The following is a 22631-nucleotide window of genomic DNA, read 5'->3' as shown; positions in this document are numbered from 1 at the left end:
TAATGCACTATATATAATTTCCATGTTTTTGTCAAGCACTGCAATCAAACGCTATATATTTTCCTTTATATGTGATGCATAGACGTGAAGGGTATTTTAATTGAGCAGTTTCTCACTTTATTCGAGCGTTTTCCTCTTCTATTCGAGCGCTTTTCCTACCTAATTGAGCGGTTTCTCCCTTATTCAGGCATACTCTCCGTCTATTTGAGCGCTTTTTCACTCTATTTGAGCGCTTTTCCTACCTAATTGAGCGCATCTCCCTTATTTAGGCATACTTCCTCACCTAATCGGGCAATTCTTTTTTACCTAAGCATATGACTCTCCCTATGAAGCTATCATTTAGGTGGCACCATTTTAATTTCCAAAACTACCAGGGCCATTTATAAACTATGCTTCGTCCGCCACCTGTTTCAATTAATCCCGCTGATTTCAGTAATCTTTTTGCGATGTGGCGACTTTCTATCCCTAGCAAATAACACGCCTCACGGTTAGAAATTGTATCCTTTACAAATATAAACCATTCTTTCAATGTAGCAATATGTGCTCGTTTATCATAAATACCACATACCTCACAGTGCCAGCTACTTTTGTTGCGCTGCATAGCAAAGGAGCCACAAACGCAACGCACGCCTTGTTTGATTGATAATACTTTAGTTTGCCATCTAGGAAATAGCGGATACCTCGAAAATTTGCAGCGTTCATTTTCCTCTACTAGCAACTTCGTTAATTCGCTGCAATCTTCTTTAGTTAAAATTTTTGGAAAATGTGCCTGCTGCTGTGTAAAAAATGTAGGTACTGTTGATAAAAACATCATCGGTAAATGTTTTGGGGATTTCATAATTAGTGGATAGCTCGATGTTGTCCAGACGACTGCACCGATGACGGGTATTGATATTTGATGGCGCGTAAGCCACTGACGCAATAATTGCATATTTCTTTCTAACTGAATTTCAGGACTTTCAAAAGTCGTAACCACACCATTACGCACTCGTACTAAGCGAGTTGGATTTTCCTCAAAGGATAGCTCACCCGCAATATTTTTACTTTCAAGTACTAGTACAAACCCTCCGGTCACTACAATACAATCTATTTGAAATTTGCCACTAGCCTGTAATGATACATTGAATAATACGTGCTCTGTTAGCTGGTAATTTTCTAATAATATTCGTAACTGCGCTTCTCCTGCATCTCCAGCTTGCATGGCCTTCCACTTCATTTCAGCAAATTCTAAATTATCCACAACGAAACGATTTAACACACATATTCCTCCTCTTTTCCACAAAGTTATCCTCAATTAAGAGAGTTATTCACATAAAAAATAGGGGATTAGTAAAAAATTATCCACAATTCAAAAAATTCGACATATACTCTTTTATTTCTACAAAAAAAGCGCCTACTTCTCAAAAGAAGTAAGCGCAAAATTGTGGATAACTTTATTCTTTTTGTTCGCGTTCGATTAACGTCTCTTCATTATGCTCAGGCACAGTTACCTCATCACCAAACAACACAGGCTTTAATAAATCCTCACCAGACCCTTCAGCAAGTGGCACACGTGAACGATATGCTGCACGACATACCAAATGTCCCGCAACTGGTGCTGTAATAAACACGAAAATAATCCCCAATATCAAACGGATGCTCACATAACCATCGTGGCTCCAGAAATAAATAAACGCACCTGAAAGACAGGCTAATACAGATAAAGTGGCACTTTTCGTTGCAGCATGTGAGCGCGTATAGACATCAGGCAGACGAATCATACCGAATGCACTAACAACACTAATAATTGAACCAAACAAAATCATCAGCACAGCTACCCACTCAACGATTTGACTTACGTTCAACGATAACACCCCTTTCTATATATTTTGAAAAGGCTATTGTACCGATAAACGCCAAAATACCTAATATCAAAATTGCCTCTAAAAAAGCTTTCGTTTTCAATAAAATTGATACAATAGCGATGGAAGAAATCAAATTAACACCTATTGTATCAAGCCCAATAGCGCGATCAGGCATTGAAGGTCCCACGATAACACGATAAAGAAGGAGCGCTATCGCAATCATAAACAAAACAAGTGAAATAAGTAAAATTTTCTCAATCATTAACGTGTCACCTCCATAATCGCCTTCTCAAATTTACCTATTGAACGAAGTAAAGTTTCCTTCGATTCCTCTATATCCATTGCATGGATGTAAAACATATCGCCTTCTTCCGTCACTTCCATCACAACAGAGCCAGGAGTTAATGTTAGTAACAACGCTAACACTGTAATTTCCCAATCTCCGCGAAGCTCTGTACGATATGTAATAATGCCCGGTGTAATGTTTAACTGTGGTGTCAATACTTGCTGAACAACTGCGAAGCTTGATAAAGTAAGCTCCCGAATAAATAATGTTATAAGCTTAAATACTTTAAATACACGGCGTAAATAAAACTGTGTGCCGAAAAAACGATGCATCGCGTATAAAATAAAAATTCCTACTAGAAAACCAGCTACAAACGTAGGAAAACCAGCATTAGGATCGTCCTTCAATAAAAACCATAGGGATGCGATAAATAAATTTAAAATAAACTGACCGAACATAGTACGCCCTCCTTCTACTTAGCTCCTAGAATTGCTTCAATATAAATAGCTGGATCAGCTAAAGTACGCGCTGCATCCTCTACATATGGTGCAATTCCCTCTGCACCTAAGCCAAGTGCGATAATACAAAGCGCAAGTACAACAAATGATGCCATTGCCCCTTTTGGAATAGGCTTTTTATCCTCTTCACTGATAGACGTTTCTCCAAAAAATGCAGCAAGGAAAATACGAAGTAAAGAATATAGTACAATAATGCTCGAGCCAAATCCGATTGCTAGTAAAACATAAAAGCCACCCTCTACTGCTTGCTGACCAATCAACACTTTGCCGAGAAAGCCACTCAATGGCGGAATACCAGCTAATGCACACATCACGATAAAGTAAATCCAACCGAATAGAGGATAGTGACGAATCAAGCCATTCATATTTTTTACAATGATTTCACCTGTTAAATAAACCATTGTTCCAACTATTAAAAACAGCAACGCTTTTGCTACCATATCGTGAATTAAATAATAAATTGCCCCTGCAAAAGCTTGCTCTGTGCCAATTGCTAAGCCAATTAAAATAAAACCAACACCGATAATAACATTATAGGCGGCAATTGTACGCACATCGCGACCTGATAGTGCGCCTAAACAACCGAGCACAATCGTAATGCCTGCCATTACGCCTATTAACATATGAGTAATACTAGCATTCAGTGTAAACATTAACGTAAATGTGCGGAATAATGCGTAAATCCCTACTTTCGTTAATAGCGCTGCAAACAAAGCTTGTACAGCTGTTGGCGGCACACTGTAAGAGCCTGGTAACCAGAAAAATAGTAGCAAACCAGCTTTTAAACTAAAGACGATTAAAAATAAAATCGCAACCGTCGTTAATACTGGGTCTTGCCCTGCTTCTGCAACACGTACTGCAATATGTGCCATATTTAATGTTTTTAAAGTGCCATATAAATAAGCTAGCGCCACCAAAAACATCCATGAAGCTACTACATTAATAAGCACATATTTCAATGATTCTCGCAGTTGAAACTTTTCTCCGCCTAGCGCAACGAGCACATAAGAAGCTAGCAGCATGACTTCAAAGCACACGAATAAATTAAAAATATCTCCTGTTAAGAAAGAACCATTTACACCTGCAATTAAGAACAAAACAAACGGATAAAAAAACATCCGTTCATGACGCCCTCCAATTGTTGAAAAGGCATAAATTAAACAAATAGCAGTAATGATGTTTGCTGTCAAAACAAGTAGCATTGAAAATGAATCTGCTACGAATAAAATGCCAAATGGCGGTAGCCATCCGCTAAAATCAATTTTCATAATGCCATTTGTCTGTACTTCAAGAAGCAAAATAAATGCTATTATACTAACCGCAGCAACCGTCACCAAGCTAACAATTCGCTGTAGACGAATATTATGGCGCAAAAAAACGAGTAAAATCGCCGTGACGATAGGAATAATAAGCGGTAATACAATGATATTATTCATCTGATGATCCCCCTAGCTTGCTGAAATCATCTGTCCCATTCGTACCATACATACGGTAGGCCAAGACTAAGACAAATGCTGTAACTGCAAAGCTAATAACAATTGCCGTTAAAATAAGTGCTTGTGGAAGTGCATCTGTGTATGGTCCATCCGACTGACTTAAGAGCGGCACGTCCCCTTTTTTCAAGCCACCTACTGTTAAAATAAGCAAATGTACCGCATGAGATAAAACAGCAGTACCTAGAATAACTCGAATAACTGTGCGTGAGAGGATTAAATAGGTCGCTACTGCAACTAGAATTCCTACTAATATAACAATTAAAGACTCCATTCTATTCATCCTCACTTATACTTAGAATAATTGTCACAAGTGTACCTATAACTGTTAATGCTACGCCTGCTTCAAAAATCATCACAGTCGATAAATGCGTTTCACCTAAAAGCGGAAAATGAAACTCGCGAGCAGCCTGCGTTAAAAATGGGACATTGAAAAAAATTGAACCAATCGCAGTACCTGTTGCTAAAAGTACCCCAAATGCTGCCACTTTTTTAAAGTCAAACGGCATTCCTTTATGCACCGTTTCAATATCGTAAGTTAGATAAAGTAAAACAACGGCCGAGCCAAGCACAAGACCACCAATAAAGCCGCCCCCAGGCGCGTTATGTCCTGCAAAGAAGAGATATACACCGAGCGTTAAAATGATGAAGACCACCGCTTTTACGACTGTACGTAAAATGACATCATTAATTTTCAATGTCCGTCTCTCCCTTCTTTGCTTTTAGCTTAATAAGCGTATAAATGCCTAAGCCAGCGATAAATAATACAACAACCTCTAGCATCGTATCAAATGCACGGAAGTCACCTAAAATCGTATTTACGATATTTTTACCTCCAGCTAAGTTATAGGAATCCTCAAAGTAAGTAGAAATCGGCATAAATTTCTCATAATGTAAAACAGTTAACCCGATAAGTGTTACCGTCGCTCCCACTAATATTGAAATTGTAGCCTTTGAAAATTTCACCGCGCGCGATATGTTTTCCTTGGTTAAGTCTGGTAAAAACTTAAAGCATAATAGGAACAGCGCTGTTGTTACTGACTCCACAACAAGCTGTGTTAAAGCTAAATCTGGTGCACGAAATATAACGAAGAAAAAGGCAACAGAATAGCCTAGCACACCGTTTAATAAAACAGCCGTAATACGCCCTTTTGTGAACAGTAATGCTACTGCTGCAAAGACCATAATAAATAGCAAAATAAACTCGTAATACTCAATTGCCGAATCTTTTGCTGGACTCCAAACAAATGCATCACTAAGTACAAAATAACCCGCAACAATCCCAACAAATATAACGTAAATATAAATGAAATAATATGTTAAATTACCATTCATATATAAACGGGTGAACCAGCCTGATTTCGATTCACTAAAACCGATAATGCGTTCATAATAAGCATTTAATGTGTACTTCTGTGAGAATAGCTGGTACACCGCACGCCATTTTGGCAATGATCGGTATAAAAGAACGCCAACGATAATAACACCGATTGTCATTAATAGCGCTGTGTTGAAATGCCATGGACTAATATCCACGATTAGCTCTTTTGTAGGGAAGCTTGGGTAGATACTTTTCATTGCTGGACCTAAAATATTGCGTCCCAAAACATTCGGGAAGAAGAAAATACCCACAACAACAGCAACTAAAATGAATGGCGGTATTAACATGCCAATTGGTGCTTCATGAGGAGGTTTTTCTAAACGCTCTGGCTGCAGCTTACCAAAAAATGTTCTCCCTACAATAATTGCGGAATAGACAAAAGTAAATACACTCGCAAACCATGCAATGACAGGAAACAGCAAGCCAAAGCTTTCAATTGAAAAAATATTAAGCGTCAAAATATCAACTGTTGCTGTAAAGAACATTTCTTTACTTAAAAAGCCATTGAACGGTGGTAAACCAGCCATCGACATGCTTCCAATTACTGCAATCGAAAATGTAAATGGCATCAACGCCATAAGCCCGCCAAGACGACGAATATCGCGCGTCCCTACTTCATGGTCAACAATTCCGACCATCATAAAGAGAGCGCCTTTAAATGTGGAGTGATTAATTAAATGGAAAAGTGCAGCAAACGTTGCCTGCGTATAAAGTAGTGACTCTTGGCTGTAGCCAAGTGCATGTGCAGCAGAGCCAAGGCCGAATAACGACATAATCAAACCAAGCTGACTAACGGTAGAATATGCTAAAAGTGCCTTTAAATCGAATTGGCGTACCGCATTAAATGAGCCCCAAAACAGCGTAATAATACCAACACCCGCCACTGCCCAAAACCATACTTCATGCCCACCAAAAACGGGAGACATACGAGCAACTAAATAAATACCCGCCTTAACCATCGTAGCTGAATGTAAATAGGCACTCACTGGTGTTGGTGCTTCCATTGCATCTGGTAGCCAAATATGGAATGGGAATTGTGCTGACTTCGTAAAAGCGCCCAAAAGCACTAATATCATAGCTGGAATAAATAACGCATGCTCTTGAATTATGCCCACATCGGCAATTAATTCACGAATGCTAAATGTCCCAGCAATCGTATATAAAGTTAAAAAGCCTGCAAGCATTGCGACGCCGCCTGTCACAGTAATCGTCATTGCTTTGCGTGCACCAGCACGTGACGCTTTACGATGATGCCAAAACGCAATAAGTAAAAATGATGATACGCTTGTCAACTCCCAAAATGCATACAGCACCATTAAATGGTCTGAAAAAACAACGCCTAACATAGCGCCCATGAAAAGTAATAAGTAGCAATAAAAGTGGTGAAGTGATTCCTTCGTTGATAAATAAAAAATAGAGTACAAAATGACTAAGCTACCAACCCCAGTAATAAGCAAGCTAAAAATCATGCTTAGCCCATCTAAATAGGTTGTAAAGCTTATGTTAAAAGAGGGGATCCACTCATAAGTTTTCGTAAATGTTTGTCCATTCACTATACGAGGGATATATGTAGTTAATATACTAAATAAAACGACTGGCACAGCTAGTACAAGCCAACCGATATGTACTTTTTTGAATCGCCTATATATAAACGGAATAACAGCCGCCATTATAAACGGTAAAAGTATTGCAAGTTCAACAATCATACGCCAAAACCTCCCAAATTCAAACTAACGCACTATGATAATGGTCAAACATTCTTTAACAAAAGCTTTGCTAAAAAACATATTTTTTATCCATTAATATTTTGACAATTGTTACTCATAGCAATTTGTTACCAATTCGCTTGACTAACAATACAAGTCATAGCATAATAGTGTGTCATAAAGAGCACAATCTATTTTAGTCAAAATGGTGTTTTTCAACACGCAGTGCCCTTAGCTAGTCAAAAATACATCATATAAGAAAAGTATACACTAGAATATGACGAAATGCACTGCAATGGCTTCGATATTAGCTCATTTACACTTGATTTTTCAAAAATGGATTACTTGATTGTCATGTTTATAAATATAATAAAGAGGTGCAAAATCATCATGAAGCATGTTAAAAGCAGAATGGACGAAAGTATTTTAGTTTGTGTATATTACGGACTTAATGGTGAACGTCTAATCCGTCGAGGACATAAGCTCGCGACATTACTTGACTGTCCTCTATATGTTTTAACAGTAGATGCTAAGCCAATCGACGCATTCGATGCAGAAAAGTCAGGTTACATCGAGCATTGGCAGCAATTAACAAATGAATTAGCAGTTGAAGAATTTATTATCCGTGATAACGAAAAGCTACCAATTCATAAAGTTATTACAGAAATCGCCATGCAGTATAATATTACACAAATTATCGTTGGTCAAAGTGCGCAAAGCCGCTGGGAGGAAATTACGAAGGGTTCCTTCCTAAACGTATTATTACGTGAAATTCCTTTCGTAGATTTCCATATCGTTGCAGTAAAGCGTCCAACAGAGGATGAATCCTTCGATATTTATGAAAAAGGTGTGCGTGCCTATTTAATTTGCGAAAATGGGGAATACAAGGTAGCCTTTACTTGCCCGAAATTTGCCTCTCTTGAAGGTATCTTCTTTAAAGAGATTGGCACAGATTTCGACAACGGTATTTTCAAATTTACTTATGAGCGAAAAATGCATGAATTGGACATTGTAGAGGGTGTAGTAACAAACCCTAACGTTATCCCAGTAAAATGCAAACCATCGTTGACTCGCTAAACAAATAAAGCTGTAGGAAGCAGATTTTTAACTTGCACTGACCTAAAAAAATGAGACAAATAAAAAACACCTTTCGTTGAAAAACGGGTATTGTACCTTATCAAATCAACGTGGAGGTGTTTTTCTATGGAGACAAGAGTAAGTTACCCAGTAGAAGTGAAAATGAAAGCAATTGAAATGAGATTAGAAAGGATTCCTGTAAAATAAATACTAGCAGAGCCAAATATTTGTAACCATTCTCAGTTGAAAACATGGGCGAAATGGTACAAAAACGGCGAATTACATCGTCTTGAACAGCCTGTTGGAAAACAATATACATTTGGCAAAGGACCTAAATATGAAAGTGAAACCGCTAAGTTACAAGCAGAGAGTCGTTATTTAAAGCAACAAATTGACGTGTTAAAATAATTGTATACGGAATAATCTCGCCATTAAATAGGTCTAAAATACTTGAAAGGTACATCATGGATTGTCCAAAAGGCAAGTAAGTAATATCTGTTACGAGCCTTTCTAGCGGTTTTAATGCTGTAAAATCACGTGTTAATAAGTTAGGAATAATGTGAGCCAGCTGTCTGTACGCTTACGTTTCTTTACCTTTACGCGACATTGCCAGCCGTATTTTCGCATCACACGTTGCACAGTTTCCTCATTACAGTCCATAAGTAACAGTATTCGAATTAAAACGAAATTAAACAACCAGTCGCCGGTTCATTACCGTCAACTGGTTGTAAAATAAGGTGTTTTCTTACTATCTCAAAAATAGTACTCAGTACCACAACATTCCCTACAGCTTTTTTTATTTATTGAAAGTATTTTTCAATACTTTTCATATGCTTTGACACCTCGAAGTTGTTTATCGAGTATGTACACATCTCCTCTATTGACCTTGTCATTTATATAATAAATATTAAATAATGATTTATCAATATATTTACCTAAATAGCTCTCTTTAAATTCATGTGGCCCTCCATCATACCCTCTGGCTCTCGTAAAACTCATCGCTTGTGAATCTGACATTTTTGTAAGCCCTTTCAAGCTACCAATATCAAAGCGTTGTAGGTTTGGATTTCTAGAATAAGGTGTCACCTCGATTTCTATATAATTTAGCTCAGCTGGCACTTCATTTTCAATTGGTAAACTAAAGATTTGTGCACCCGCAGCAGGAACTAATAACCCCAACATCAGTACAAAAGTAAATAATCCACAAAATGACAATTTAAATATTTTTAACATAAAATACCTCTTTTTGACAATATTATAAGCTGTGATATAATTATTATCAAGTATTTTCTAAAAATTAAAAATAACGGAGGACTATAGAATGCTAGAATCAACCATGGAAGCAAATATATATTTCTGTATTTATGGCGATGACTTCCCAACAGATGAATTCACCAAAAAAATGGAGGTAATACCGACAAAAAGTAGAAAGCAAGGGGAAATTTTTATGAAAGGAACAACTAAGCATGTTAGCTACACTACTGATTGGACTTATGAAACAGGCTTTCAACCTACACTTAACCCACTTATACAATTGCATGAATTAGTGGGTAAACTTATAAATAAAGTAGATTTTATTAATTACTTTAAAAAAGAATTTAATCTACAATCACAAATCGTTATCGTGGTTCATTACCCAGAAAATCAATCACCTGGTCTTAACTTAGATCACAAATTAATTAAATTTGCGTATGACACAAATTCAACATATTCACTGGATACTTACTGTATTGGACCATCAGAAGATGGTGAATTGAGCTAAATGGAAAATATCCGAACTGTGGGGAAGAAGGCCTACCTTCCCCCACAATCCCTTTATCCTTCCGCATTCTCCGCCTTATCCTTCGGCAGCAAGAACGCAACTAGCAGTAAAATAGATAAACAAGACACCGCAATAATCGTTACCGTAATATCATAAATATCAATTAGCCTACCTGTTGCGATAGCACCTATCGCTCCCATCCCAAATGAAAGACCTACTGTTAAACCAGCCATTGTCCCAATTTTACTTGGTACAAGCTCTTGTGCGTAAACGACTGTCACCGAAAAGCTAATCATTATTAATGTTCCAATAATAATTAAGAAAACGGGAACAAGCCATAAAGGTACATATGGTAACACTAAGCAAAATGGTATTGGTACGACTACTGATAAGACAATTACATTTTTGCGTCCGATACGATCTGATAATGGGCCTCCAAAAAACGTTCCGATTACACCGCAAGCCATAAATATGAATATAAAAATTTGACCTACCGTAATCGTTAATCCGTATTTTTCAACTAAATAAAATACATAAAAGCTTGTAATATTTGTCGTATAAAAAGAACGAGCAAAAATAATAATAAACAATAACACTAAAGCCATCATTACTTGCTTTTTCGTCAATGGTGGTAACGATGATACAAGCTGCCGCTTCACCTTCGATAATTTCTCAGCCTCTAGCTGTGCCTTATACCATTGAGCAATTTTAGTTAACATAGCAATACCAATAGCTGATAAGGCTAAAACAATTGAAGCCCCCTTCATGCCGAATGGTAAAAGGATAAAGGCACTAATCAGTGGTGCTAATGCTTGTCCAGAATTGCCTCCTACTTGATAAATAGACTGTGCTAAGCCGCGCTTTGTTCCAGCAGCCATATAAGATACGCGAGAGCCCTCAGGATGAAACACAGCGGAACCCAATCCTAAAAATAAAACAGCAATTAAAATCATCCAATAACTACTTGCTAAAATCAGCATTGCAACTCCAACAAAGGAGCTTACCATGCCTATTGGTAAAGCAAACGGCATAGGCTTTTTGTCTGTAATAAAGCCCACCACTGGCTGCAAAACTGAAGCAAACATATTTAATACAAAGGATATAAGCCCTAATTGTGTAAAGGTTAAACCCAAATTATCCACTAAAAGTGGAAACATCGCAGGCACAACAGACTGCATCGTATCGTTAATTAAATGACAAATACCAATTGCAACCATCATCGCATAAATTGGTTGGTTATATTTTGTAGTTGCATTCATAATTTATATTCACGCTTTCCATGCTGTATAGCATATGTACTTTTCGTTCATGCTAAGTATCAAGGAGTGATATATATGAGCATGAACGATATTAATTTTTGGGAAATGATATTTCGCACAACGATTACTTTTATTGCCTTACTGATTTTAGCTAGAATCATCGGTAAAAAACAATTGAGTCAACTAACATTTTTCCACTATACGACAGGCATCACATTCGGCTCTATCGCAGGTGAAATATCTTCTCAGGAGGAAACGCCCTTTTGGGATGGTATGATTTCACTTATTTGGTGGTCAATTTTAACCATTGTACTAAGCGCTATCGCATTAAAATCAACGAAAATGCGCGTGCTCGTTGACGATAAACCAGTTATCATTATTCAAAATGGCGTTATTTGTGAAAAAAATTTAAAAAAAGCACGACTCCACTTGGATGAATTAATGATGCTATTACGTGAGCAAAGTATTTTTTCAGCAAATGAAGTTGCCTACGCCGTTTTCGAAACAAATGGGGAATTAAGTGTTATGAAAAAGCCCCCTTTTGCTGGCGCCACTAAAAAGGATACGCAGGCTAATTTAACACCACCTCTTTGTATGCCTACAGAAGTTATTTCCAACGGGAAAATTATTCACCGAAACTTACAGCAGCTAGATTTAACCGAAGAATGGCTGTTGAAAAAGCTTCGAGGCAAAAAAGTTCAATCTGTAGAAGAAGTTCTTTTTGCCCAAGTATTAGATGATCACTCTCTTTATGTAAGCTTAAAGGAAAAACAAAATACTTAATCTACTTTCATAATATCAATAGGTGTAACCATACCAATTAACTTGTGGTGCGGGCGACCATGCTCTGTAATTAAGAGTGCCTCATAACGTTGCCCTCGCTCCACTCCTTGTTTGAAAATTTCCTCCGCCTCATAAATAGTCATTGACCTGCTAATAAATTTGTAGTTTTTTGATTTCTTTTCATGTAATAAAATATCTTGCAAAGTAACGCGGTTCGACCAATTTCCTTTCCCCATTGATGTCGCAAGCCAATTCGTTATACCAACCGTCGTAATCAGCCCTTGAAATTGTTGCCCCATATACACAGGAAACTGTGTATATTTATGCCTACGAATGATTTTTAACATATATGTAAGTGAATCTGTCGTTTGGAACACCATTACACGCTTTCGAAATAACTCTCCAACAAGCTTAGGTTTTGCTAGAGCGGCATCAATTGCCTCGATTTCTTCGACAATTTGTATATGGGGCTCAGCAATAACAAATTCAATCGCTGTCCTATGATGCACTATAGCATTGCGCAAATCAGCATATGCCCGCAAATCATCCTCATATTTTTGCACAAGTGGATTTTTCCTACGCGCACGTTCAATCAGACGATAAAACGGCATAAACTCTCTTACATCAGCAATTTCACGCAATGTATGGTCAATCCGATTAAAAGCAGTTATAAAGCGATCAGAGTTTGTAGACATTTAGTCCCTCCTTACTTTGCATTATTATGATATATTATAGTCTTAATTTTCGGATTTTGAAATAAAGGATAGTTAGGAAGGCAGATTTTTACTTAAACCCCTTAACTTTCTCATAAAATATAATGCTAATATAAAATACTTGATTATTATTAATTCATAGTTCCTCAAACAAACTTTATTTTAACAAATGCCCTTTCTGCTCAAATAGGAATTTTTTTGTTCCTGTTGGTAAGTAAATTTGCCTAACCAAGATAAAAAGCTGTAAGTAAACCTGACTCTTTCATCAGGCTTACTTACAGCTTTAATATTACTTATATAGCTTCTCTAACGCCTCGCGCATATTCGGGCGTATATTTACTATTGGGCGGGCTTCCTTTACCATCCGCTCAGCACTGGCTAAATTGTCTGCTAGTCCTAGCTCTATTAGCACGGCAGTTGCCATTACACCCGCACGGCCGCCACCGCTACCACAATGCAAGTATATATTTTCTCCAGCTTTATAAGATTGAGCAATGCGCTCTACCCCCGCCTTAATGCTTTCAGCTGGAGATTGTTCTTCAATTGAGGCATGAACCGTTTTACAATTTGCTGCCTCCACTGTACCATTAAGACGTACATCGACTACTAAATCAATTTTTTCTTTCGCAACAGCATCTTTAGTATCTGCAGCGCCACCAAAATAAATTCGACCTTTTACTAATTCATCGTAGCTCATATTATTCCTCCATTACAGCAGATCTTTAATTTCCTCGTATTGTGGCAATGCTGTTAAAGCTCCAGGCTTTGTCGCAGCAAGCGCACCTAATTTATTACCGAATGCAACACACTCCACGATTTCCTCCGTAGTTGTCGGTAAACCGTTATAATGAACATAGCGCAACACCCCTGCCATAAATGCATCTCCTGCACCCGTTGTATCAACTGCTATTACCTTTTCAGCTGGTACATGAATAGTTTCGCCATTTAATATTGCATAAGAGCCTTCTGCTCCAACTGTAATCAATATGATTGGTACAAGCAATGAATCCAGCTTCGCAATACCATCCTCAATTGTTTCAGTTTCCGTTAAGAAAAATAGCTCCTCATCTGTCAGCTTTAAAATATCAGCATCCTCAAAAAAGCTTGTAATCGTCTCACGGCAAATTGCCTCACTGTCCCAACGTAGTGGTCTAATATTCGCATCAATCGCAATAATGGCTCCGTGTTCCTTCGCCAACTCTACTGCCGCTGTCGTCGTTGCCAGTGCAGTTGGATGAAACATTGTACCTGAGCAGACGTTGAAAATCGATGCGCGCTTAAATGCCGCTAATTGTAGCTGCTCCTCTACTACTTGTAAATCTGGCGTTTCATCTATATAATCTCTGAAAATGCGCTCGCCATCAGCTGTTAAATGCACATACACACCACTTACCCGTTTTTCTGGTACATAAACAGCATAATCTAAATTGACTCCCTCGTTCGTAATCTCATTACGAACGAATTCAGATGTTTCATCATCGCCTGTAATTGTAATTAAGGCTGATGGTGCACCAATACGACTTATACCTGCCGCTACGTTAATTGTTGCCCCGCCTAAATATTTTGTAAATGTTGTATTTGTTATATCGTCTGCGATGTAATCAACAAACGCATCTCCATAAATAAGAATGAAGTCTTTATTTGACTGGCTCATTTTGACCTTCTAACCTCCGAAATTATGCTTACTTTAGATTACCACGAAACTGTAGTTTCATTAAAGTTTTAAAGTATTTTGATAAATAGAAAAAGCAACCTTTCCCTAATAATTTTGATATACTTCTATAAGGTACAGTTTCACTTAGTGAAGACTATCTAGACAGAAAACTATAACGAAAGAAGCGAACAATAATGGAAATTTCTATTCAACAAGCACAACCGATAGATGCAGAACAGATTGCACCTCTTATTTATGATGCAATTGGTGATATTGCTCATCGCTTAACTGGAGAAACTGAAAAGCAGGTAGTATTAGCAACATTAGCAGAGCTTGTTAAACGAACAGATAATCGACATAGCTATTTATATACATATGTTGCAAAACAAGATGATACACTTCTTGGTATTGCGGTATTATACGATGGCCTAACTGCGAAAACCCTTGATGCGAATCTATCTGCATGGCTAGAAACCAAAAATGCCTCAGCAATAATTGATGCTGAAGCACATGATGATGAGTTTTACATCGATACAGTATGTGTAACATCAAGCTCACGTGGCCTTGGAATCGGCACAAAGCTATTACATTTTGCAGAACAACAAGCGAAAGCAAATGGCTATAAAAAGCTTTCTTTAAATGTCGAGCTAGAAAAAGAAAAGGCACGCGCTTTATATGAGCGACTTGGCTTCGTTATTACAGAGTCTTGGACAATTATCGACGAACCTTTTCACCATATGGTAAAAGTGCTATAATGAAGAATTTTATTTTCCCTTTAATGGTTGTGATTGCATCAAGTAGCTACGGTATTCTATCAACAATTGTTAAAGTTGCTATGCAGCATGGCTTCACTACAGCCGAAGCCGTCACAAGCCAATATATGGTTGGATTTTTCCTTGCCCTTATACTATTTGTCATAACACAGCGTACTCTGCCTAAGCTCAATAAATCTGGTGTCATTATCTTATTGTTAGCTGGGGCACTTACTGCTACTACAGGCATTGTTTACGGACAAGCTTTAAATTATTTGCCCGCATCACTAGCGGTCGTAATGCTATTTCAATTTACATGGATTGGCCTCTTTATTGATTGCGCTTTGAACAAACGTTTACCAAGCCGCGGAGAAGCTATTTCGCTCATCTTTTTAATAGGTGGAACCATTTTTGCTGCGGGAATTGTCGACGTAGACTTGTCAGCAATTGCTTGGCAAGGTTGGGGACTTGGCTTGCTATCGGCTTTAAGCTTCGCGCTATTTATTCAAGTAAATTCACGACAAGTTGAAGGAATCACGACAGTTTCACGTACTTTCCTTGTATCACTTGTAGCGCTAATTGTCATAAGTCTTGCATTAACACCCGAAATTCTATGGAATGGTCAATTGTTTGGCGCAGGTCTTTGGAAGTTTGGTTTAGCACTAGGGGCATTCGGCATTATTTTACCGATTTTGTTATTCTCAATTGCCGTTCCGAAAGTAGGTGGCAGTCTTGCCTCTATTCTAAGTGCAATGGAGCTACCTGTAGCTATTATAACGTCTATGCTTGTGCTTAAGGAAACACTGTCCATATTACAATTTGTCGGTATTGCTCTCGTACTTATCGGAATGACTTTACCTTCTTATATATCTATGAGAAAAGCTAAAAAAGGAGCTGTCCAGGAGGTCAGATAAAAGGCTGACCTTCCTACAGCTCCTCTTATTATTCTTTAGGTGTTAGCTCATACTCATAATGCTCACCAAATGTTTTTTTCAAAAACTGATGTGCCTCAAGCTTTGTTTCATCTGTAATTGATGAATAAACCTTCGCTAATGCTGTAGTAATCACAAAAATATCGTCTGTTAAGCCGACAAACGGTAAAATATCTGCAATGACATCAAAAGGTAAAACAAAATAACCTAATGCCCCTAAAATAATTAATTTATTGGCCTTGGACATATCAGGATTTTTCACAGCGAAAAATAACGTACTTGCCGCATGCAATGTCGACATTCCCAATTTTAAACCTGTTGATTTCACCTTTGCTAAAAATTTATCATTAGAGAAATGCTTGTCCTTACCAGCAATCATTTCTTCCATTTGAAACTTGCTCATATTCATTCCTCCTTTACTATATTTCAAGTACCAAGTACTACAAAGCCCCTGCAAGATTGTAGCCCGATGTAGTACTTGCCTATATGTACGAATCTTCTTAAAAAAAGTTTCAACACTATTATGCTTTTCGCCCGATAAAACTTATAAGAAGGAGTGATTAGCATGTACAAACTTGAAGAGCTTTCATCTATTTTAAGCGCTATTCCTAGCACACATCAGCCTCTCATAATAGCGTTGCAGCAAGCCGCTGTAAATATGAACGATTACCCATCACGTTCTTTACAGCACTCAAATGAAGCGTTGAACATAATCATAAAAGATATGTATGAGAAAAAAATGCTCCAGCCAGTTGCATATGCTACATTACGCACTTTATTAAAAAACAAAACGTTTATATCAAAAATTCAGCCAAGTCGTATTTATCTATTAATGAATCTGGTCTATCAAATGACAACAACACAAGCAAATTCAAAAGTTGATACGAAAGCGGCGCAAATTGTTCTTGATTATATAATAGATATTTGCGAATGGTATTTAAGTGAGCTACAGGAAAATGATGGCCTAGCCTCCTCTGCTGTCGGTCTCACGCATAATAACGAACAAACTAGTGACAGCTTTGATGCGATGATTCAATGGTTTTTAGTAGCGGCTACTGCTGGAAATGCTAGCGCCCAGTACAATTTAGGTGTTCTTTATAATCATGGCAAAGGCGTTGCACAAAATTATGAGGAGGCTATAAAATGGTACTCCTTAGCGGCTGCACAAAATGAAGCTGACGCTCAATATGCATTAGGTGTGCTATACGAGTTAGGAGTTGGTATTCCACAAAACAATGAACGTGCCGCGGAGCTTTACACCCTGGCCGCTCAAAATGGGAATGCCGATGCACAATACAATTTAGGCTCACTTTACAATCATGGGAAAGGTGTGGTTCAAAACTACACAGAGGCCGCTAAATGGTACCAATTCGCAGCTAACCAGGGCAATACGAGTGCGCTCAATAATCTAGGCTTCTTATATCATAATGGTACTGGAGTAAATCAAAACTTCGAACAAGCAATTGATCTATTTTCAAAAGCCGCACTAGCAGGTGATGCAAGTGCTCAATATAACCTAGGCTATATGTACAGCAAAGGACGGGGTGCTCCCATTAACTATAAAGAAGCTGCCAAATGGTTTTTAAGCGCTGCCCTGCAAAACCATACGAATGCACAGTTTCAACTGGCATTATTATATCGGGCAGGAAATGGCGTAGAAAAAAATATTGATGAGGCTACTAAATGGCTCCTGCTTGCTGCTAATGCAGATCATACAAATGCACAATATACACTTGGCCTTATTTACAAGCTGCAAAACAATGAAAAATCTACAAAGCTAGCAATAGACTGGCTTTCCAAGGCTGCTGCTAATGAGCATATTAGCGCATGCTATGACTTAGCTATGCTATATAAAACATTAGATAGTGAAAATCCGCTTATTATGAAATGGTTAAAACGCGCCGCAGTACACAGTAACGCAGATGCCCAATTTGAAATAGCTATTTGCTATTTGTATGGACAAAGTGTTACACAAAACTATACAGAGGCTGCCAAATGGCTTCAATCGGCTGCTGAACAACGTCATCTACAAGCAGAATACGAACTTGGATTGCTTTATGAGCAAGGCCTTGGCGTTGAGAAAAATTATGATGAAGCTCGCCACTGCTACCGTCTTGCAGCTGAACGCGATCATATGCTAGCGCAATACAAGTTAGGTAATATTTTCGACAAAGGCTTAGGCGTCAACATCGATTATACAGAGGCTGCCAAATGGATACTACTCTCTGCCTCTAAGGGCTATTCAAAAGCACAATTTCAGCTTGGTCAAATGTATGCAAATGGTGAGGGCGTTGCACAGGATTATACAGAAGCCGCGAAATGGTATCGGCGAGCTGCTTCCAATGGACACGTTAAAGCACAATTTCAACTAGGTATGCTTTATAAAAAAGGGCTTGGTGTTGCACAGGACTATACAGAGGCAACATATTGGCTGAAAAAGTCAATCCAATAGTCTTTCAAAAAAATAATAAAAATGAGCTGTCAGGAAATATAGATTTTACCCCATTTCCCTAGCAGCTCTTTTTATTAATCCATTTAGGAATACTTACCCAAAATTAATAAAATCCACCGAAGGCAAATAAAAAATTCATTATTATTTTAAAAATCACTTCACATTTTACCATCTTAGGAGTAGAATAAGAGCATTAAATTTTCCTTTGAGAAACTTTTTTTATACAGGGATACTTTTTGAGGTGAAGGAAAAATGTTAGATAAACAAACAACCCAAATATCCGCTGAAGCTGTGCTAAATGGTGATATTAAAGGATGGCAACGATTTCTACCATTTCTTGGTCCAGCTTTTATTGCGGCAGTTGCCTATATTGATCCTGGTAATTTCGCGACAAATATCACTGCTGGCTCAAAATACGGATATCTATTACTGTGGGTAATTGTCTTTTCTAATTTAATGGCAGTACTAATTCAATCTCTATCTGCTAAGCTTGGAATTGCCACAGGAAAAAACTTACCTGAAGTAGCACGTGAGCATTTTTCAAAAAAAACGTCTATTGTTCTTTGGATTCAAGCAGAATTAGTTATCATTGCAACTGATCTTGCAGAATTTATTGGTGCCGCATTAGGATTATATTTATTATTTAATATTCCAATGCTGCCTGCAGCACTTATTACTGCCGTGGGTTCATTTGCTATTTTAGAATTACAGCGTAGGGGCTTTAGAGCATTTGAAGCAGGGATTTCAGGTATGGTACTTATCGTTGTGCTTGCATTCGCATTTCAAACATTTTTAGCACAGCCAAATTGGGGAGAAGTAACAGTTGGGATGTTCGTCCCTCACTTTGATGGTGTAGAATCAATTTTACTTGCAACAGGAATTTTAGGAGCAACTGTTATGCCACATGCAATTTATCTACATTCTTCTTTAACACAAAATCGTATTGTTGGTCGCAACGACAATGAGAAAAGACAGATTTTCCGCTTTGAACTTGTAGATATAATTATTGCGATGGTTATTGCAGGAGCTATCAACATGACGATGCTGATTATTGCAGCAGCTGTTTTCCATACACAAGGTGTTGTTGTAGAAGATTTAGATGTAGCATACGATGGTCTATACAATGCACTTGGCCCAATGGCTGCAATCTCCTTTGGCCTTGGTCTATTGATTGCAGGGCTTGCAAGCTCATCTGTCGGAACAATGGCAGGCGATGTTGTGATGCAAGGGTTTATTAGAAGGAAAATTCCGCTATATTTAAGACGTACCATAACAATGCTACCACCTCTTCTCATTATTGCATCAGGTGTTAATGCAACCTATGCTCTTGTTTTAAGCCAAGTAGTTTTATCATTTGGTATCGCCTTTGCCCTCGTACCACTTGTTATGTTTACAAGCAAACGAGATATTATGGGTAGCTTAGTAAACCATCGTATTACAACTATTCTGGGATGGTTTGTCGTATTTATTGTGGTTACCTTAAATATTTATTTAATTTGGGAAACATTATTTGCTTAAAAAATAGAGTTGTCCGAAAAGCAGGCTAGCACGCCGCTTTCCGGACAACTTTTGCTATTTTATTAAATTGTTCAAACATGTAAGTATTCATTAAATGATTGGAAACACTGGATTCTATTTTATTTCAAAATAAATAAGTAAAATTACATTTCTTGTTGTGTCAAAGGTAATTTCAGCTTCTTGATCAATCTCATTTTTATTTCTCTATCTTTAAATCACATTCTTCTAGTGGAAGAAGCCTTGTTTTAAATTTAATTTTATAGCCTATCCACAGTATCAAGAATAGCGGAATTCCGATATACGAAACAAGAATGCCGTACCAATCGATTTTATCTCCAATAAATGCTGTGTAATTTTGACCAAGTACAACAACTATACAAACCGTAAGTGCGAACAAAGGGCCGAATGGATACCATTTTGTCTTATATGGTAACAAGGATAGGTCCATACCTTGTACGATAAACGCTCGACGGAATCGATAATGGCTGTAAGCAATCCCAAGCCATGTGATAAAGCCTGACATCCCTGAAGCATTAAGTAGCCAAATATAGACAACTCCATCGCCAAAAAAGGAAGCTAAAAATGCTAAACACCCAATTGCTATTGTCGCAATTAACGCATATATTGGAATACCTCGACGGTTTAGCTTCGCGAATAATTTCGGTGCTTTCCCCTCTACAGCTAGCTGCCAAAGCATACGAGAAGACGCATAAAGTGCTGAATTACCTGCCGATAACATCGCCGTTAAAATAATCGTATTCATGAAAGAGGCAGCCACAGCAATCCCTAAACGGTCAAATATTAAAGTAAATGGTGATATCGCAACATCCTCAGATAATAAGCGCTCATCAGTAAATGGAATTAGCAGTCCAATTGCCGCAATAGCTAAAATATAAAATAATAAAATACGCCAAAATACTGATTTGACAGCCTTCGGAATATTTTTCTCTGGATCATCCGTCTCACCTGCTGTAATGCCCACTAGTTCTGTTCCCTGAAAAGAAAATCCCGCTGCAAGAAAAATACCAAAGGTAGCTAAAAATCCACCATGAAACGGTCCATCACTAATAAAAAAGTTTGTAAAACCTACTGGTGCTTGCCCACCTAAAATGCCAAAAATCATTAAAAAACTTATGATAATAAAAACAATAACGGTTGCTACTTTTATCATCGCAAACCAATATTCGCTTTCTCCATAGCTTCTAACAGATAAAAGATTAAGAGTTAATACAATAACGATAAATAGCACGGTCCAAAGCGTTGATGAGCTATTTGGAAACCAATACTTCATAATCAAGGATACTGCTGCAATTTCTGCTGCAATCGTAATTGCCCAGCTATACCAGTAGTTCCATCCTATCGCAAATCCTAACGCTGGATCGACAAATTTACTAGCATACGTGCTAAAGGAACCAGAGGACGGCATATAAGCTGCCATTTCCCCTAAGCTTGTCATTAAAAAATAAACCATTATACCAATCAATGCATATGCTAACAACGCTCCCCCAGGACCTGCCTGTGCTATAGCTCCCCCGCTGGCTAAAAACAGCCCTGTTCCAATAGTCCCTCCTAAAGAAATCATTGTAATATGACGACTTTTTAATGCTTTTTGCAGCTGTGGTGGTTTATTACCAAGCTGATTAATTTTAATATCACTCACTATGTAGCTTCCTTCCTAATTTTTAGACAAAAAAATACCACCACAAGACATTGTGATGGCTACATTCATCCTTAGTTTTTCCTTTGATAGCTCAACACGCTGCCTAAATCAAACGTGACAGTTCTGCTCCTTTCGAACGCAGCCCCAGCATGAAGTTTTCAAGTCCCTTCACACTTCGGCAATATTTCCTTTCCACAAATTTCATCAATGCTTGTCATTTCCATTAATGTACTCTTAAATATTGCGACCTCTACCTCAATTAAACTTGAGGTTTATTATTAAGTTTTCAACGCATATTAATTTAACATAATAATAGTTTAATTGCAACATTATGCGATTTATACTTCAGTATAAGTAAAACCTTTTAGACTTTTTGAGTTATATTACAAAAAAGAAGGGATTGCCCAAAAATATAAAATCTATATTTATTGGTTTGAAGCAGCATTCTACTATCAATGCTTTAACATAGCATTGTTTTATTATCTATATCATTTGTGGCGTTCATGTATGACTTAACAAGCATTGAGTTATATCAAGTTCTCATAAAATATTGATGTTTCCGAATGCTTTTTGGGAACACACCCTTTATAAAAACTATTTTAGCTTGATCCGGAGTAATGATTCAAGAAATTATAGGGAATTCACCCTAAAATGAAGGGATTTTTAACATCTATTGATGTTTTATCCGCATGTTTTTTTGTTCTATCAGTAACTTTTAGGTTTCTATCAGGAAGTTTTTGAGTTCTATCAGGAACGCCATAGAAAATTCTATTTGCATACAAAAAATTGCTCATCTGCACTGCTTCATGTGAGATACGCTTGATAGCGATTGTTAGCCTTC

Annotated in this window: 23 protein-coding genes, 2 pseudogenes and 1 riboswitch; of the genes and pseudogenes, 8 read left to right on the top strand and 17 right to left on the bottom strand. The window is 37.6% G+C overall.

What is annotated here, in order from left to right:
* Positions 1-367: 367 nt before the first annotated feature.
* The 8 genes from TY13_RS00120 to TY13_RS00085 form a co-directional block, all read right to left on the bottom strand.
* Positions 368-1258: a nuclease-related domain-containing protein gene (locus TY13_RS00120; RefSeq protein WP_042470163.1), complete on the bottom strand. Its 891-nt coding sequence runs from the start codon at positions 1256-1258 to the stop codon at positions 368-370.
* Between the two features lie 175 nt (positions 1259-1433).
* Positions 1434-1844, bottom strand: coding sequence for a Na+/H+ antiporter subunit G (locus tag TY13_RS00115; protein WP_042470161.1), 411 nt, complete (start codon positions 1842-1844; stop codon positions 1434-1436).
* A complete protein-coding gene (locus tag TY13_RS00110; protein ID WP_042470157.1) occupies positions 1822-2106 on the bottom strand; it encodes a Na(+)/H(+) antiporter subunit F1 in 285 nt (94 codons plus the stop codon). The genes TY13_RS00115 and TY13_RS00110 overlap by 23 nt, the downstream gene beginning before the upstream one ends.
* On the bottom strand, positions 2106-2588 hold the full coding sequence (locus TY13_RS00105; RefSeq protein WP_042470155.1) for a Na+/H+ antiporter subunit E: 483 nt from the start codon (positions 2586-2588) through the stop codon (positions 2106-2108). The genes TY13_RS00110 and TY13_RS00105 overlap by 1 nt, the downstream gene beginning before the upstream one ends.
* A 14-nt stretch (positions 2589-2602) precedes the next feature.
* Positions 2603-4084: a Na+/H+ antiporter subunit D gene (locus TY13_RS00100; protein ID WP_042470153.1), complete on the bottom strand. Its 1482-nt coding sequence runs from the start codon at positions 4082-4084 to the stop codon at positions 2603-2605.
* Positions 4077-4415, bottom strand: coding sequence for a Na(+)/H(+) antiporter subunit C (locus tag TY13_RS00095; RefSeq protein WP_042470150.1), 339 nt, complete (start codon positions 4413-4415; stop codon positions 4077-4079). Before TY13_RS00095 ends, TY13_RS00100 begins: the two co-directional genes overlap by 8 nt.
* A 1-nt stretch (position 4416) precedes the next feature.
* Positions 4417-4839 carry a Na(+)/H(+) antiporter subunit B gene (locus TY13_RS00090; RefSeq protein ID WP_042470148.1) on the bottom strand — a complete coding sequence of 141 codons (423 nt, stop codon included), beginning with the start codon at positions 4837-4839 and terminating at the stop codon, positions 4417-4419.
* Entirely contained in the window at positions 4829-7228 is a 2400-nt protein-coding gene (locus TY13_RS00085; RefSeq protein WP_042470146.1) for a Na+/H+ antiporter subunit A, read from the bottom strand. Before TY13_RS00085 ends, TY13_RS00090 begins: the two co-directional genes overlap by 11 nt.
* 390 nt (positions 7229-7618) lie before the next feature.
* Between TY13_RS00085 and TY13_RS00080 the strand changes: the two genes are divergently transcribed.
* Entirely contained in the window at positions 7619-8305 is a 687-nt protein-coding gene (locus TY13_RS00080; protein WP_042470143.1) for an adenine nucleotide alpha hydrolase family protein, read from the top strand.
* A gap of 126 nt (positions 8306-8431) precedes the next feature.
* Positions 8432-8710: pseudogene (locus tag TY13_RS20935) on the top strand (IS3 family transposase); the annotation flags it as partial.
* A 1-nt stretch (position 8711) separates the two neighbouring features.
* Here TY13_RS20935 and TY13_RS20930 read toward each other — a convergent pair.
* Positions 8712-8965: pseudogene (locus TY13_RS20930) on the bottom strand (IS3 family transposase); the annotation flags it as partial.
* A 156-nt stretch (positions 8966-9121) separates the two neighbouring features.
* Positions 9122-9538, bottom strand: a complete 417-nt coding sequence (locus TY13_RS00070) for a hypothetical protein (protein WP_042470139.1) — start codon at positions 9536-9538, stop codon at positions 9122-9124.
* Positions 9539-9626: 88 nt separating this feature from the next.
* On the opposite strand from TY13_RS00070, the gene TY13_RS00065 reads away from it, so the two are divergent.
* The gene (locus TY13_RS00065) at positions 9627-10067 is read left to right on the top strand and encodes a DUF4279 domain-containing protein (protein ID WP_042470136.1); all 441 of its coding nucleotides are present in this window, start codon (positions 9627-9629) and stop codon (positions 10065-10067) included.
* Positions 10068-10120: 53 nt separating this feature from the next.
* On the opposite strand, the gene TY13_RS00060 is transcribed toward TY13_RS00065, so the two are convergent.
* A complete protein-coding gene (locus TY13_RS00060; RefSeq protein ID WP_042470134.1) occupies positions 10121-11326 on the bottom strand; it encodes an MFS transporter in 1206 nt (401 codons plus the stop codon).
* Between the two features lie 75 nt (positions 11327-11401).
* Here TY13_RS00060 and TY13_RS00055 point away from each other — a divergent pair, with 75 nt between their 5' ends.
* Positions 11402-12109 carry a YetF domain-containing protein gene (locus TY13_RS00055; RefSeq protein ID WP_407637696.1) on the top strand — a complete coding sequence of 236 codons (708 nt, stop codon included), beginning with the start codon at positions 11402-11404 and terminating at the stop codon, positions 12107-12109.
* On the opposite strand, the gene TY13_RS00050 is transcribed toward TY13_RS00055, so the two are convergent.
* From TY13_RS00050 to TY13_RS00040, 3 genes are all read right to left on the bottom strand, one after another.
* Positions 12106-12804 carry a CBS domain-containing protein gene (locus TY13_RS00050; protein WP_042470131.1) on the bottom strand — a complete coding sequence of 233 codons (699 nt, stop codon included), beginning with the start codon at positions 12802-12804 and terminating at the stop codon, positions 12106-12108. The two genes, TY13_RS00055 and TY13_RS00050, sit on opposite strands and share 4 nt — an antisense overlap.
* A 307-nt stretch (positions 12805-13111) precedes the next feature.
* A complete protein-coding gene (locus TY13_RS00045) occupies positions 13112-13519 on the bottom strand; it encodes a protein-tyrosine phosphatase family protein (RefSeq protein ID WP_042470129.1) in 408 nt (135 codons plus the stop codon).
* Between the two features lie 12 nt (positions 13520-13531).
* Positions 13532-14476, bottom strand: a complete 945-nt coding sequence (locus TY13_RS00040) for a carbohydrate kinase family protein (RefSeq protein ID WP_042470126.1) — start codon at positions 14474-14476, stop codon at positions 13532-13534.
* Between the two features lie 194 nt (positions 14477-14670).
* Here TY13_RS00040 and TY13_RS00035 point away from each other — a divergent pair, with 194 nt between their 5' ends.
* Together TY13_RS00035 and TY13_RS00030 are read left to right on the top strand one after the other, a co-directional pair.
* Positions 14671-15231, top strand: coding sequence for a GNAT family N-acetyltransferase (locus tag TY13_RS00035; protein ID WP_042470123.1), 561 nt, complete (start codon positions 14671-14673; stop codon positions 15229-15231).
* Positions 15231-16142 carry an EamA family transporter gene (locus TY13_RS00030; protein ID WP_407637695.1) on the top strand — a complete coding sequence of 304 codons (912 nt, stop codon included), beginning with the start codon at positions 15231-15233 and terminating at the stop codon, positions 16140-16142. The genes TY13_RS00035 and TY13_RS00030 overlap by 1 nt, the downstream gene beginning before the upstream one ends.
* Positions 16143-16170: 28 nt before the next feature.
* Here the strand turns inward: TY13_RS00030 and TY13_RS00025 are convergent, their stop codons facing one another.
* Complete coding sequence (locus TY13_RS00025; RefSeq protein WP_042470120.1) at positions 16171-16563, bottom strand: YkvA family protein; 393 nt, start codon at positions 16561-16563, stop codon at positions 16171-16173.
* Between the two features lie 162 nt (positions 16564-16725).
* Here TY13_RS00025 and TY13_RS00020 point away from each other — a divergent pair, with 162 nt between their 5' ends.
* Together TY13_RS00020 and TY13_RS00015 are read left to right on the top strand one after the other, a co-directional pair.
* On the top strand, positions 16726-18612 hold the full coding sequence (locus tag TY13_RS00020) for an SEL1-like repeat protein (protein ID WP_081796890.1): 1887 nt from the start codon (positions 16726-16728) through the stop codon (positions 18610-18612).
* A 252-nt stretch (positions 18613-18864) separates the two neighbouring features.
* Positions 18865-20130: an Nramp family divalent metal transporter gene (locus TY13_RS00015; protein WP_042470118.1), complete on the top strand. Its 1266-nt coding sequence runs from the start codon at positions 18865-18867 to the stop codon at positions 20128-20130.
* 196 nt (positions 20131-20326) lie between these two features.
* Here TY13_RS00015 and TY13_RS00010 read toward each other — a convergent pair whose 3' ends face one another.
* Both TY13_RS00010 and TY13_RS20925 read right to left on the bottom strand, forming a co-directional pair.
* Positions 20327-21790 (bottom strand): amino acid permease, encoded by a 1464-nt coding sequence (locus TY13_RS00010; RefSeq protein WP_042470115.1) that lies wholly within the window; start codon positions 21788-21790, stop codon positions 20327-20329.
* A gap of 79 nt (positions 21791-21869) precedes the next feature.
* Positions 21870-22051: riboswitch (Lysine riboswitch) on the bottom strand.
* A 380-nt stretch (positions 22052-22431) separates the two neighbouring features.
* On the bottom strand, positions 22432-22631 hold a 200-nt coding region (locus TY13_RS20925), incomplete at its 5' end, for a hypothetical protein (RefSeq protein WP_042470113.1).

Source organism: Bacillus ndiopicus, from assembly GCF_000612805.1.
GTDB classification, from domain to species: Bacteria; Bacillota; Bacilli; order Bacillales_A; family Planococcaceae; genus Metasolibacillus; species Metasolibacillus ndiopicus.
The sequence above is the reverse complement of the archived record's forward strand: the minus strand, read 5'-3'. Positions and strand labels throughout refer to the sequence as shown.